This window comes from Paenibacillus marinisediminis, from assembly GCF_054343325.1.
This window is the reverse complement of the sequence record NZ_JBTGUH010000002.1, coordinates 637,040-650,374: the sequence shown is the minus strand read 5'-3', so window position 1 is coordinate 650,374 and position 13,335 is coordinate 637,040. Positions and strand designations below refer to the sequence as shown.

Below are 13,335 nucleotides of genomic sequence, written 5' to 3'. Positions count from 1 at the left end.
GCGTGGAAACATGAAGTGGAATATTAGCTTTGGGATTATAGGGTTTGTTGTGACAACGCTGGCTTCACTGATTTCAAATGTATGGTCGACTAGCTTGATTCGTGGAGCTATTGCGTTTGTCATCTGGTTTCTACTGGCATTTGCCGTACGATATGTCGTACAGCTGCTGCTGACACCGAGTCATGATGGAGCCAATGCTGCTCAGAATGAATTAAATTCGTCAGAAGTTGGCCATGCAGTCGATTATACGACCCCAGATGACACGGATTCACTGTACAATATGCTCCACAAGAAGCCTGCTGAACAAGAACTGGAGACGGAACAGGGGGATAAAGATCAATCGGGCTTTCAGCCTTTGACACCTCCGAAGCTGGTTTCGAAACCGTTGAATGAAGAACAGTTGGCAGAGGCCGTACGTCACCTGACTCAAAAGTAAGGAGGCTGAATGTCGTTGAGCCAGCAGAAGAGTTCAAAATGCTCTCATTATGAGCTGTGGCAACAGTGGAAGGAACAAGAGAATAATGAAGCGCGGAAGCAGCTGATTGAACTCTATTTGCCGATCGTGGAGTTTGTGGCAAATCGAATGGCTGCTGGTCTGCCGCGCAGCGTTTCCAAAGATGACCTCGCCAGCAATGGCGTGATGGGTTTGATCGACGCTATTGAAAAGTTTGACTACCGTCGAGGATTACAATTCGAGACATATGCATCATGGCGTGTTCGCGGAGCTATACTGGATGGACTCCGGTCAGGAGACTGGGTTCCGCGCTCTGTCAGAGAAAAGGCCAAAAAGATTGAAGAAGCCTATCAGCATCTGGAGCAGCATTACCTTCGCTCGGTATCAGATGAAGAAGTGAGCAGATATCTTGATGTTTCGGTGTCTGAATTTCAAGGAATGCTCCAAGATGTTGCCGTGATGTCTCTGTGCTCTCTGGAAGATCCGATACGTGAAGAAGATACAGAGATGAGAATCTCAGTTCTCGTTGATGAAACAGCCAAGAATCCTGTAAACAAAGTGAATGAACACTATTTAAAACAGTGCTTGGTTGAAGGAATTCATAAATTAACGGAGAAAGAAAGAATAGTCATTAATTTATTTTATTATGAAGATTTATCACTAAGTGAAATCGCAGAAGTGATGAGCTTGTCACCTTCACGTATTTCGCAATTACATTCGAAAGCAATCATGCGTTTACGTTCTGCGCTAGAGAAGAATAGAGCATTGTTGCTCGAAGCGTAAACACAATGTCTCTATAAGGAATACCACTATAGAGAGGAGAAAAGACATGGCACCTACGATCCAGTTAGGGCAGTACTTGGATGTGACGGTATCGGAAGACAAAATGCAAGCCTATCTGCATTTTACGAAGTTTGATGAAGCGTTTCAATGTACAGCGGAAGAACTGGAAGCGTTGCTGAGCAGTCAAGGGATCAGATACGGAATCCTATCGAACATCATTCGTGAGCTTGCGATGCAGCCGGAGCAGTATCGCAGCGGTATGACAAAGGTTGCGGAAGGTTTATCCCCGGTCCACGGAACTGACGGCAAGATTAAGCTGCTAACCTCAAAAATGGATTCTACACATCGACCTTTGGAGCATGCTAATGGCAAGGTTGATTTGAAAGAGATTAACGCATTAAACAATGTGAAGAAGGGCGAGCGTATAGCTGAGCGTATCCCAGCGGTAGCTGGCGTACCTGGCATGGATGTATGCGGTGATAAGATTGAAGCGCGTGAAGGTAAGGAAGCCCGTTTCAAGATTGGAAAGAATGTCGTTGTGGATGACCAGCAAGCGGCCATGTATGCGGCAATCGATGGTTTAATTGTCAAGACAGATCGAGATAAGCTCAACGTGTTTCCTGTCTATGAGGTTAATGGTGATATTGATTACCGAACTGGAAATATCGATTTTGTAGGTACTGTTGTCATTCGTGGCAATGTGCTGACGGGCTTTAAGGTGAAAGCCGCGGGGGATATTCGTGTATACGGCGGTGTAGAAGGCGCCCACCTTGAAGCAGGCGGGAGCGTTGAAGTGATCGGTGGTATAATCGCTGGCAATAAAGGGCATGTTCAGGCTGGCGAAGACGTGAATTGTATCTTTATGCAGGAAGCGCAGGTCACAGCAGGGGCGAATGTTAACGTATCGCAAAGCATATTGCATTCTCAGGTTCGTGCTGGCAAGCAGGTTGTATGCAACGGAACGAAAGGGTTGGTCGTTGGCGGATCGATTCAAGCTGGAGATTTAGTTCAAGCACGAACGATTGGAAACTCGATGTCTACGGTTACCGTCATTGAAGTTGGAGTTCAACCAGAGCTGCGCAATGAATTGAACCAACTGCGCGTTAAGATGAAGGACAGCATGACTAATTTAGAAAAGACAGAGAAAGCGCTTCGAATACTCGATCCATTGGCCTCCAACGGACAATTGAACAAAGAGCGCATGGCTATGCGTTTGAAGCTGAATTTAACGAAGAAACAGCTTGTTGAGGAGCAGACGGAGATCAGAGAACGTATCTTCGAGATCGAGAAGATGCTGGAACAGACAGGCGTAGCGCGAATAGACGCATTCCAACATGTCTATGGGGGAAGCAAGATTGTCATTGGACGCTCCGTTCGATTCGTGAAAGATGTGTGCAAACACGTCAGCTTCCGGTTGATTGACGGCGAAGTATCGATGTACTCCATTTAGTGTCGCCTTTTATGCATATGACGATTATATAGAGGTGATCGCATGAACATGAAGCCTGTTGAATTGCAGATTGCTGTTCCTCGCACGACTGAAGCATCAACGATCCAACAGCAACAGCAGCAGCGCCCGATGAATGAACAGTTAATGCTTAATGAGCAGGCTGTTAAGCAGCTTCGGACTCAACGACAGCGCAGTGAGCAGGTGGATGCTTCTGCTGAAGGTCGGATTCGAGAACACGAGCAGGATTCAGCGCACAGCCATGATTCAGCGTCACAGGATCAGTCACTGGAAGGTAAAGATCATAAATTACCCGGAACTGAAGCTGTTCCTGCCGCTCACCCGTATAAAGGCAAGCATATTGATTATTCCGTATAAGAAAGCAGCGCCGCCGTCCGATGTTGAAGGCGGCGTTTGTGTACGTCAAAGTAGATGGAGGATGATGGAAATACCTCATGAAGGATCCATGGATATACGTAGTACTGCTGGGTGCAGTAATTGCTGTGTTTGGTTTGCTGCGTCCACACAAAGAAGAGCACACAGCATCATTTCAGAAGAATATGGAAGATACACTTGAACAGTATGTTGAAGAAGTAGCGGCAGAGAATGAGCAGCTTCTTCAAGTGATCGAGAAGATGAAGCAGGAACAGGACGCTCGACATGATGCAGCAAGGAGACGAATGGACAAGCTAGAAGCGGGCATTCATTTGATGGATGAAAAGCTGGAAGCAATTCAATTGATGAAACCTTCTCCTTCCAACGCTGTTGTTGAGCGAGAACGAATTACGGATGAAACGCAGCCATACTCGACTCCATCACAGCAAACAGTTGAAGAAGAAGAAGCGTTGGTATCACAACAGCGACAATCTGCCGTACTCTCGATTCGCGATCGCTATCCCGAATTGTTCGACCTGTTGGATCAAGGTGTTCAGCCGGCAGATGCCGCTGTACAGCTACAATTGCCGCTTGGAGAAATTCAGCTTATCATGCAGCTAGCGCTTCAGGAGGATCATCGTGTTTAGAAATCGATATTTTATAGTTGGGGTTGGGGTCGGTATCATCGTAGGCGTACTCTTGCTGCAGATGATATTAGTAGGGCAACAGCTAACTCCAGAGCTTACAAGAGAACAACTGGAGCAGGCAGCTGAGCGGCAAGGTCTTCGATTAATTCCTATAGATGGAGCAACCAATAAACCAAAACAGACTACAACTGATGTAAGCGGCGCGGTCGACAAGAAAGCTGCTGACGAAAGCCAGAGTTCAACTGAAGCAGATTCCGATAAGCAGTTAGAAGAAACGGCAAGCGTTGAAGTCTCTAGCGCCGCAGTTCATGTGGAAGATGCACTGTTGAAAGAGGACACCGACAGCAAGAGCAATGGTGCAATCGAAGCGGAGCCCCAATTTGTAGATATTCGTATCAAGCCTAATTTATCATCAATAGCTATTGCGGAACAGCTAGAGCAAGCAGGCGTTATATCGGATAGCGACGATTTCGTGAGCTATATTAAAGATGAGAAGAAACAAACTATGCTTCGAGCGGGGTATTTTAAATTTGAGGTGCCGTCAACAAATGAACAAGCATTAAAAGTACTGACTTCTCATCCAAATGGATGATTTGAAAATGGTTGCATCTCAAATACCATTATGATATATTAGTTGATGGTGTTAAGAACACACGCCGATTAATTTCGTCAAGGGTGCTTCCGGTCGTGGGGCTACCGTGCAGGAAGTCTTGATGGAAGATGATATTGGCGGAGGAAAACAAACCATTTAGGAGGTGTAGTGGAGATGGCAGTTATTTCCATGAAACAGCTTTTGGAAGCAGGGGTACACTTCGGTCACCAGACTCGTCGTTGGAACCCAAAGATGGACAAATATATCTTCACAGAACGTAACGGTATTTACATTATTGACTTGCAGAAGACAGTTAAGAAAGTTGAAGAAGCTTACAACTTTGTTAAGTCGGTCGCTGAAGAAGGCGGCACAATTCTGTTTGTTGGTACTAAGAAGCAAGCTCAAGATTCCGTTAAGGAAGAAGCAGAGCGCGCTGGTCAATACTTCATCAACCAACGTTGGTTGGGTGGTACATTGACTAACTTCCAAACAATCCAAAAGCGTATCGATCGCTTGAAGCAATTGGAGAGAATGGAAGAGGACGGAACTTTCGCTGTTCTTCCTAAGAAAGAAGTTATCATTCTCCGCAAAGAGATGGAACGTCTTGAGAAGTTCTTGGGCGGTATCAAGAACATGAAGGAATTGCCAAGCGCATTGTTTATTATCGATCCTCGCAAAGAGCGCATTGCGGTTGCAGAAGCTCGCAAATTGGGTATCCCAATCGTTGGTATCGTTGACACGAACTGCGATCCGGATGAAATCGACTACGTTATCCCTGGTAACGACGATGCGATTCGCGCTGTTAAATTGTTGACTGCTAAGATGGCTGACGCTATGATCGAAGCTAACCAAGGCGAACAAACAACAGCTTAATTATCCAAATTGGATGAACAAAAGGGTGGCAGGCAGGTGATTCACCTCTCTCCGCCCTTTTTTTGAACGTTAACTATTCATGCCCGCGATACATACGTGAGGCGGAATCTTGATTCGGAGGGAATATACAATGGCAGTTAGTGCAAGTGCAGTTAAAGAATTGCGTGAAAAAACAGGCGCAGGTATGCTTGATTGTAAAAAAGCTTTGGATGCAGCAGACGGTAACCTCGAGAAAGCAATCGAAATCCTTCGTGAAAAAGGTCTTGCTGCAGCAGCTAATAAAGCTGGCCGCATTGCTACAGAAGGCGTAGTTGAATCCTACATCCACGCTGGCGGACGCATCGGTGTACTGGTTGAGATCAACTGCGAAACTGACTTCGTAGCGAAGACTGACCAATTCAAAGAATTTGCTCGTGACATCGCAATGCATATCGCAGCATCTTCTCCAAAGTATGTACGTCGTGATGAAGTGCCTGCTGACGAGATCGAGAAAGAAAAAGAAATCCTTAAGGCTCAAGCTCTTAACGAAGGCAAGCCAGAAAAAATCGTTGAGAAAATGGTTGAAGGCCGCATCGGTAAATACTATGAAGAGTTCTGCTTGTTGGAGCAATCCTTCATTAAAGACCCAGACAAAACAATCGAAACTCTTGTTAAAGAAAAGATTTCGACAATTGGTGAAAACATTTCGATCCGTCGTTTCGTTCGCTATGAACTGGGCGAAGGCATGGAGAAAAAACAAGATAACTTTGTTGAAGAGGTTATGGCTCAAGCAAAAATGTAATCCTGCTTATTGCGGATTGCGTGGATAGGAATGCCAAACGGCTATCAACAAACGCACTAAAAAAGTCGGAACACTTCGTGTTCCTTCTTTTTTAGATGTCGAGATGGAAAGTGGAGGGTATACATTGGAACAACCGGTTTATAAACGCATCGTATTAAAAGTTAGCGGAGAGTCGTTGTCAGGTCAAGCTGGATACGGCATTGAATCTGAAATGATCAATTCCATCGCGGAGCAAGTCAAAGAAGTCGTGGACCTCGGGGTAGAAGTTGCTATTGTGTGCGGCGGAGGAAATATTTGGCGTGGAATCGCAGGAAGCGAAAAAGGGATTGACCGTGGAACGGCTGACTACATGGGAATGCTCGCTACAGTAATGAACTCGCTAGCCTTGCAAGATGCGCTCGAACAAATCGGCGTACCTACACGCGTTCAAACTTCGATTGCCATGCAGCAAATTGCTGAACCGTATATTCGACGCCGCGCGATTCGTCACCTTGAGAAAGGAAGAGTTGTTATCTTTGCGGCTGGTACAGGCAACCCGTTCTTCTCGACGGATACGACTGCAGCATTGCGTGCTGCTGAGATCGAAGCAGATGTTATCTTAATGGCGAAAAACAAAGTGGATGGCGTGTACTCAGCGGATCCGTTCAAGGACGCTAGTGCTGAGAAGTTCGAGAACTTAACATACCTTGAAGTGTTGAATCGCAATCTCGGTGTAATGGATTCGACCGCAACATCCTTGTGCATGGATAACAATATTTCTCTTGTCGTGTTTGCGATAACGGAACAAGGCAATATCAAACGAGTCGTACTCGGTGAGAAGATCGGAACAACAGTTAAAGGGAGTGTAGACTAATGCCTCTATCGATTAAGAAACATGCGGAAGAGCGAATGGAGAAAGCAGTTGGCGCTCTGAAACGCGAACTAGCGACACTTCGTGCAGGACGCGCTTCGGCTGCATTGCTTGACCGTATTCAAGTTGAATACTACGGAGCAATGACTCCAGTTAATCAATTAGCTAATATTAGTACACCTGACCCTCGCACATTGATTATTCAGCCATGGGACAAATCCTCCATGTCTGAGATCGAGCGGGCGATCATGAAATCAGATCTTGGTTTGACTCCGGCAAATGACGGTTCGATCATTCGTCTAACTGTCCCTGCATTAACGGAAGAGCGCCGTATTGAATTGGTGAAACAAACGAAGAAATATGGCGAAGAAGCTAAAGTAGCTGTTCGCAACATTCGACGCGATGCTAACGACGATGTGAAGAAGCTTGAAAAAACGGATATTTCCGAAGATGAATCACGTCGTCACCAAGAAGACATTCAAAAGACTACGGATAAGTATATTGCTGAAGTTGAGAAAGTATTGGCAAGCAAAGAAAAGGAAATCATGGAAGTATAAAGTTTGACTAGTTTCAAAGATGATTACCCCTCCGTTCGGTGGGGTTTGTTGTCTTTTTATTGAAAATGGCAGAATCGGAAATAATAAGCTTTGAATTCAAATAAAAGCAATGATATTCTAATTCTCAATACTAACTACCGCTAAATGCGGTCGCTCATCTTCAAAAAAGCTTCTTCTGAAGTTTTTCTTATCACCGGGTTGGAGGAGACCTAATGATTAAGCGAATCCAAAAATGGTTGAGACCAAGTGAGCTCAAGTCAGATTCAGCTCCTTTGTCGCTAAACAATATTCCTAAGCACGTAGCCATTATTATGGACGGCAATGGACGTTGGGCCAAAACACGTGGACTGCCTCGAGTAGCAGGTCATCATAGCGGCATGAAGGCAGTGAAGCGTGTAACGATCGCAGCTAATGAGCTCGGGATAAAAGTGTTAACTATGTATGCTTTCTCAACTGAAAATTGGACGAGGCCCAAGGAAGAAGTTGACTTCTTAATGAAGCTGCCCCAGCAGTTTCTAGCGATTGAGCTGGATGACCTTATAGCGAACAATGTGCAAGTACGCATGATGGGATATCGTGACCAGCTTCCTTCCCACACCTTAGATGCATTGGAAGAAGCGATTGAGAAGACGAAACATAACACTGGTCTTATATTGAACTTTGCTCTGAACTATGGTGGTCAACGAGAAATAGTGGAAAGTGTTCGTGCTGTTGCTCAGGATGTCCAAGCTGGAAAGCTCAAGCTGGAGGACATTAATGAAGAGACGATAGAATCTAAGCTGCTGTCTAGCGATTTGCCTAATCCGGATCTCCTGATTCGAACGAGCGGTGAATTGCGTCTGAGCAACTTTATGCTCTGGCAGCTCGCTTACAGTGAACTGTGGTTTTCCGACATCTATTGGCCTGAATTCAACGGAAGCCATCTAAGAGAAGCGGTAGCCGAGTATCAGCGAAGAACGCGTAGATATGGCGGATTACAATAAGTTGGAGGATAAGTCTTTATGAAACAGCGCATCATCACGGGTGTAATTGCAGGATCGCTCTTTGCCGTCCTCGTCTATATCGGCAAATGGCCATACGAGGCGCTGCTGATTGCTTTATCTCTAATCGGATACTTTGAATTTGTCCGCATGCATCACAGTCGAACATTTGACGTTGCTTCCATAATGGGTTATTTGATCATCTTATCAGTAACAGTACCTTGGCAGAATTGGGGACTTACGACCGAGCTGTCTTTTGAAGCGCTGATGTGGTTCTCCATGTTTGCGTTCTTATGTGTAACGGTATTATCGAAGAATGTCGTCCCTATTCAGAAAGCTTCCGTTCTATGGCTAGGAGCTCTCTATATTGGCGTCGGTTTCAAATATATGATCATCACTCGTAATTCTATGGAAGATGGCCTTGCTTGGACCATAATATTATTTGCTGCGATATGGGCTTCTGACATTGGAGCCTATTTTACAGGACGAGCTATCGGCAAGCATAAGCTGTGGCCGTCAATCAGTCCTAACAAAACGATTGAAGGCGCGATCGGCGGGGTAGCCGCATCTATTGCGGTTATGCTAATCGCGATGCTTATCTGCCCTGATCTATTATCCGTATCGATGAGTCTAGGTATAGGCTTGTCTGCGGCAGTGTTTGGGCAGATGGGAGACTTGATTCAATCTGCTTATAAACGGGTTTGCGGAGTGAAGGATTCGGGAACCTTGCTTCCTGGACACGGCGGCGTGCTTGATCGCTGCGACAGCTGGCTGATCGTATTTCCGTTCGTGCACTTGATTGGTCTCCTTACACTGTAACCCCTATCTTGGAATAAAAGAGGTGCAAGGATGAAACGGATCTCCGTACTGGGTTCGACAGGCTCGATTGGTACACAAACATTAGATGTCGTGGCCCATCATCCCGATCAATTTGAGATAGTTGCAATTGCTGCAGGCCGTAATACAGACCTGCTTATTAAACAGGCTAACCAATTTCGGCCCAAGGTCGTGTCGGTAGCTGATCGTGATACAGCTGGCGTTGTACGTGATTCATTGCCTACGGGAACTAGACTTGTATATGGTGACGAAGGGCTTATTGAAGTAGCTACATATGATGAAGCGGATTATGTGGTAACAGCTGTAGTTGGCAGTGTCGGATTGAAATCAACCCTTGCCGCAATTGAAAAAGGGAAGACGATCGGAATTGCGAACAAAGAAACCCTAGTAACTGCAGGGCATCTTGTTACAGCCGCTGCTGAGAAGCATCATGTTAAGCTTATGCCGATTGATAGCGAGCATTCTGCTATCTTTCAATGTCTGAATGGAGAACCGCAGCGTGCAGTTCATTCAATTACCCTGACTGCATCAGGAGGCAGCTTTCGCGATCTAACGCGGGAACAGCTGCATGGAGTAACAGTAGAACAGGCGTTGAAGCACCCGAACTGGTCCATGGGACAAAAGATCACGATTGATTCTGCGACGATGGCTAATAAAGGTCTTGAGATCATTGAAGCACATTGGCTGTATAATCTTCCTTATGATCAGATTCATGTGCTGATTCATCCGGAGAGCATCATACATTCCTATGTAGAGTATGTGGACGGCTCGATCATCGCACAGTTAGGCATGCCAGATATGCGTGTGCCGATTCAGTACGCGATGACTTATCCAGAGCGCTTAAACTGTCCTGCTCCGCGTCTTAACTTGGCGCAGGTATCCAAGCTTCATTTCCGTGAAATGGACTTGCAACGTTACCCGATGGTGCGATTTGCTTATGAGAGCGGTCGTGCAGGCGGTTCTGCCACAACTGTATTTAATGCTGCCAATGAAGTAGCGGTAGCGCGTTTCTTAAACGGACAGATTTCATTTCTTGATATTGAGCGTATCGTTGAAACGGCACTTAGCCGCCATCATGTGCTTCAAGCTCCTGATTTGGCAACAATTGAAGAAGTGGACCGTGAAACGCGGCGATTTGCATCTTCGTTTTCGCAATGATATAGATTGAGGCCTTTCGTTTGTAAAACGAGGTTCACTTGTGCAGGGTCCGTTAATAATGTTAATGTATAAGACATACAGTGAACTCAGAACGCAAAGGAGGATGCAACGCTGTGCAAATGGTACAAGTCGTTTTTCTGTCCATACTCGTATTTTTTGTCATCGTGACCATTCACGAGTGGGGCCATTTTATATTTGCTAAACGTGCGGGCATTCTCGTCAGAGAGTTCGCTATCGGCTTTGGACCGAAGGTATTCGCATATACGCGAAATGAGACCAAGTATACGCTGCGTCTGCTGCCGATCGGCGGTTACGTACGAATGGCCGGGGAAGATCCGGAGGTCGTCAATATCCAGCCAGGACAGACGATTGCAGTCCGATTGAATGAGAATGCAGTTTCGAAGCTGTATCTTGACCAACTTGACCTGCGAAAGAATGTGATTCGCGGTGAGGTTATTTCTATCGATCTGGAACATGACCTTCACGTGACTTTGCTCGTAGAGGAAGAAGAGTTCGAGTATAAAGTGATGCCGAACGCAATGATGATCGTTAAGGGAGATGAAGTTCAGATCGCCCCTTACAATCGACAGTTTGGAAGCAAGACTGTCGGACAGCGAGCGCTGTCCATCTTTGCAGGCCCGGTGATGAACTTTATATTAGCCTTCTTTTTATTCATGGCGTACATTCAGATGACAGGTGTGCAGGTTGAGAACCCTACCTTCGTGAAGATTGACCAGATTACAGCTGGGATGCCCGCTGATAAGGCGAATCTGGAGAAGGGTGACATCATCGAGACCGTCAATGGCGTTGCCATCGGAGGCGATCGTGACAAACTGATTAAGATGATTGCGGATTCCGAAGGCAAGGAAATGACATGGACGGTATCGCGAGACGGCAATCCGTTTCAGGTGAAGCTGACACCAGTGAAGATGGAAGGTCAAGAAGGCGGGAAAGTGGGTATAGTCCCAGTACTGCCGACGCGGACTGCCTCGTTTACGGAAACCTTGGAGTACTCCGGAAAAGCAATGGTCAACATGACCAAGAACATATTTGAAGGATTCCGAATGCTCATATTCGGTCAATTTACTCTGGATGACCTAGGCGGGCCAGTACGTACATTTGAGGTAACGGGTCAATTTGCGAAGCAGGGCATTGATCAGCTCACGCTGTGGACTGCAGTACTCAGCCTTTACTTGGGGATATTTAATCTACTGCCTATACCTGCGTTGGATGGCAGCAGACTTGTATTCCTAGGCATCGAAGCTTTGCGAGGCAAGCCGATCGACCCGAATCGTGAAAGCATCGTTCACTTTATTGGCTTCGCCATGCTGATGCTGCTCATGTTAGCCGTTACGTACAATGATATATTGCGATTAGTTAGAGGATAATAATGTTAAGGATGCTCGACCTGAACTAACATCATGAGCATCTTATTCACGGGAGGAACATGTCCGTTATGTCGAAGGAGAAACAATTTGTTACGGAAATAACACCGCAGCAAGAAGATTTTTCGCGCTGGTATATTGATGTCATCAAGAAAGCAGACTTGATGGATTATTCGCCAGTCCGCGGCTGTATCGTCTTTAAGCCTGACGGTTTTGAGATCTGGGATCATATTCGCGAAGAGCTGGACCGTCGATTCAAGGAAACGGGACACCGCAACGCGTATTTCCCGCTGTTCATTCCAGAAAGCTTTTTCCAGAAAGAGAAAGAGCATGTCGAAGGATTTAACCCTGAGCTTCCTTGGGTTACAGAAGCGGGCGGCGAGAAGCTTGAAGAGCGTCTTGCCATTCGTCCTACTTCCGAAACGATGATCGGCCATATGTATTCGAAATGGATCCAATCCTATCGTGACCTGCCGCTGCTGATTAACCAATGGGCTAACGTTGTTCGTTGGGAAAAACGCACGCTGCCTTTCTTGCGCACAAGCGAGTTTTTATGGCAAGAGGGACATACAGCTCATGAGACGGAAGAGGAAGCACGTCAAGAGACGATGCAGATGCTCGAGATCTATCGAGATTTCGTCGAGAATTATTTAGCGATCCCAGTCATCGTAGGTCAGAAGACGCCTTCTGAGAAATTTGCCGGCGCTGTCGATACCTATTCGATCGAAGCAATGATGAAGGATGGCCGTGCTGTACAAGCAGGTACTTCTCATTATCTGGGTACGAACTTTGCTGTCGCTTTCGATATTCAATTCCTTGGACGCGAGAACACACAAGAGTATGCACATACGACTTCTTGGGGAGTAAGTACACGTCTGATCGGATCCTTGATCATGGTTCACGGTGACGATCGCGGACTTGTGCTTCCGCCTAAGGTCGCTCCAACTCAAGTTATTATGATTCCGATTGGTCCTGCGAAGATGCGTGATCAGGTTGTCGGCCGGGCGAACGAGCTGTATGCTGAGCTGAAAGCGGCAGGCGTCCGCGTTCGTATGGATGACCGTTCAGATATGAGCCCAGGTTGGAAATTCAACGAATATGAGATGCGTGGTGTTCCAGTCCGTCTCGAGATTGGTCCGCGCGATATGGAAAATGGCGTATGTGTACTCGTCTCCCGTGTTAGCGGTGAGAAACGCATCGTACAGCAAGCGAATCTGGCAGAAGAAGTGAAGCAGATGCTCGCTGATGTTCACCAGGAGATGTTTGATCGCGCGCTTGAATTCCGCAACACTCATTATTATTCGGTTGACACGATCGATGAGATGAAAGCACAGATGGAAGATAAACGCGGATTCACACTAGCAGGCTGGTGCGGATCACTTGCATGCGAGAAGCATGTCAAGGACGAAACAGGCGCAACGAGCCGCAACATTCCATTTGAACCAAGCGAGAAGAAGCATACATGCCTCGTGTGTGGTGAAGAAGCGAAGCATACGGTTGTATTTGCGCGAGCTTACTAATCAACAGAGGGATTAAGATAGGCAGTGAATAGGCTTTCGATGTGGGAAGTTGAACGGACATCCGTACGATTACTCGACAGACGGAAGCCTTTTCTT

15 protein-coding genes are annotated in these 13,335 nt (G+C 46.3%); all 15 read left to right on the top strand.

The features are described from left to right. The first annotated feature begins 10 nt into the window (after nucleotides 1-10). The 15 genes from ACXX53_RS08710 to proS all read left to right on the top strand — a co-directional run bounded on the left by ACXX53_RS08710 (nucleotide 11) and on the right by proS (nucleotide 13,239). Nucleotides 11-436 carry a hypothetical protein gene (locus ACXX53_RS08710; protein WP_458568231.1) on the top strand — a complete coding sequence of 142 codons (426 nt, stop codon included), beginning with the start codon at nucleotides 11-13 and terminating at the stop codon, nucleotides 434-436. A gap of 15 nt (nucleotides 437-451) precedes the next feature. Beyond that, nucleotides 452-1,237, top strand: coding sequence for a FliA/WhiG family RNA polymerase sigma factor (locus ACXX53_RS08705; protein ID WP_458568230.1), 786 nt, complete (start codon nucleotides 452-454; stop codon nucleotides 1,235-1,237). A gap of 46 nt (nucleotides 1,238-1,283) precedes the next feature. Beyond that, nucleotides 1,284-2,687 carry a DUF342 domain-containing protein gene (locus tag ACXX53_RS08700; protein ID WP_458568229.1) on the top strand — a complete coding sequence of 468 codons (1,404 nt, stop codon included), beginning with the start codon at nucleotides 1,284-1,286 and terminating at the stop codon, nucleotides 2,685-2,687. Nucleotides 2,688-2,729: 42 nt separating this feature from the next. Next, on the top strand, nucleotides 2,730-3,062 hold the full coding sequence (locus ACXX53_RS08695; protein ID WP_458568228.1) for a hypothetical protein: 333 nt from the start codon (nucleotides 2,730-2,732) through the stop codon (nucleotides 3,060-3,062). Nucleotides 3,063-3,139: 77 nt separating this feature from the next. Continuing rightward, entirely contained in the window at nucleotides 3,140-3,706 is a 567-nt protein-coding gene (locus ACXX53_RS08690) for a hypothetical protein (protein WP_458568227.1), read from the top strand. Beyond that, nucleotides 3,699-4,298, top strand: a complete 600-nt coding sequence (locus ACXX53_RS08685) for a hypothetical protein (RefSeq protein WP_458568226.1) — start codon at nucleotides 3,699-3,701, stop codon at nucleotides 4,296-4,298. The genes ACXX53_RS08690 and ACXX53_RS08685 overlap by 8 nt, the downstream gene beginning before the upstream one ends. Before the next feature lie 174 nt (nucleotides 4,299-4,472). After that, nucleotides 4,473-5,171 carry a 30S ribosomal protein S2 gene (rpsB, locus tag ACXX53_RS08680; protein ID WP_458568225.1) on the top strand — a complete coding sequence of 233 codons (699 nt, stop codon included), beginning with the start codon at nucleotides 4,473-4,475 and terminating at the stop codon, nucleotides 5,169-5,171. 130 nt (nucleotides 5,172-5,301) lie between these two features. Beyond that, nucleotides 5,302-5,952, top strand: coding sequence for a translation elongation factor Ts (gene tsf, locus ACXX53_RS08675; RefSeq protein WP_458568224.1), 651 nt, complete (start codon nucleotides 5,302-5,304; stop codon nucleotides 5,950-5,952). A gap of 124 nt (nucleotides 5,953-6,076) precedes the next feature. Then, a complete protein-coding gene (pyrH, locus tag ACXX53_RS08670) occupies nucleotides 6,077-6,805 on the top strand; it encodes a UMP kinase (protein WP_458568223.1) in 729 nt (242 codons plus the stop codon). Further along, on the top strand, nucleotides 6,805-7,359 hold the full coding sequence (gene frr, locus ACXX53_RS08665) for a ribosome recycling factor (protein ID WP_458568222.1): 555 nt from the start codon (nucleotides 6,805-6,807) through the stop codon (nucleotides 7,357-7,359). The genes pyrH and frr overlap by 1 nt, the downstream gene beginning before the upstream one ends. Nucleotides 7,360-7,571: 212 nt before the next feature. After that, the gene (locus tag ACXX53_RS08660; RefSeq protein ID WP_458568221.1) at nucleotides 7,572-8,342 is read left to right on the top strand and encodes an isoprenyl transferase; all 771 of its coding nucleotides are present in this window, start codon (nucleotides 7,572-7,574) and stop codon (nucleotides 8,340-8,342) included. 18 nt (nucleotides 8,343-8,360) lie between these two features. Beyond that, nucleotides 8,361-9,158: a phosphatidate cytidylyltransferase gene (locus ACXX53_RS08655; protein WP_458568220.1), complete on the top strand. Its 798-nt coding sequence runs from the start codon at nucleotides 8,361-8,363 to the stop codon at nucleotides 9,156-9,158. A gap of 30 nt (nucleotides 9,159-9,188) precedes the next feature. Beyond that, nucleotides 9,189-10,334: a 1-deoxy-D-xylulose-5-phosphate reductoisomerase gene (locus ACXX53_RS08650; RefSeq protein WP_458568219.1), complete on the top strand. Its 1,146-nt coding sequence runs from the start codon at nucleotides 9,189-9,191 to the stop codon at nucleotides 10,332-10,334. A gap of 113 nt (nucleotides 10,335-10,447) precedes the next feature. Beyond that, the gene (gene rseP / locus ACXX53_RS08645) at nucleotides 10,448-11,722 is read left to right on the top strand and encodes an RIP metalloprotease RseP (RefSeq protein ID WP_458568218.1); all 1,275 of its coding nucleotides are present in this window, start codon (nucleotides 10,448-10,450) and stop codon (nucleotides 11,720-11,722) included. 68 nt (nucleotides 11,723-11,790) lie between these two features. Beyond that, nucleotides 11,791-13,239, top strand: a complete 1,449-nt coding sequence (gene proS, locus ACXX53_RS08640; RefSeq protein ID WP_458568217.1) for a proline--tRNA ligase — start codon at nucleotides 11,791-11,793, stop codon at nucleotides 13,237-13,239. The last annotated feature ends 96 nt before the right edge of the window (nucleotides 13,240-13,335 follow it).